Source organism: Streptomyces sp. A012304, assembly GCF_026008495.1.
In the GTDB taxonomy this organism is placed as follows: domain Bacteria; phylum Actinomycetota; class Actinomycetes; order Streptomycetales; family Streptomycetaceae; genus Streptomyces.
The window spans coordinates 1-351 of record NZ_BQUN01000136.1; the positions used below are offsets into that span (position 1 = coordinate 1).

Genomic DNA, 351 nt, shown 5'->3' on the forward strand with positions numbered 1-351 from the left:
GTCGGGAATCCGTGGCTTCCTGCTTCTTCGCGCTGTGCCGGGACTGCTCCTGGTCTTACCGGCGCTCCGCAGGCTGATACCGCCAGTCCGGCGGCCGTCTTCACGTTGATCGCGGCGTTGGTGTCCCGGTCGTGGACGGCGCCGCAGGCGGTACACGTCCATTCCCGCACGTGCAGGGGTTTGGGCCCGTCGCGGTGGCCGCAGGTGGAACAGGTCTGCGAGGTCGGCTCGAACCGGCCGATCTTGATCAGAGTGCGGCCGTACCGGGCGGCCTTGTAGGTCAGCATGCTGATGAACGAAGCCCAGCCCGCGTCGTGCACGGACTTGGCCAGCCTGGTGCGCGCCAGCCCC

At 68.7% G+C, this 351-nt stretch carries 1 protein-coding gene; it reads right to left on the bottom strand.

Going from position 1 to position 351, the window contains the following annotated elements; translation table 11 throughout:
• A partial coding sequence (locus tag ALMP_RS33540) for a transposase (protein ID WP_264935309.1) occupies positions 1-351 on the bottom strand: 351 nt, incomplete at both ends.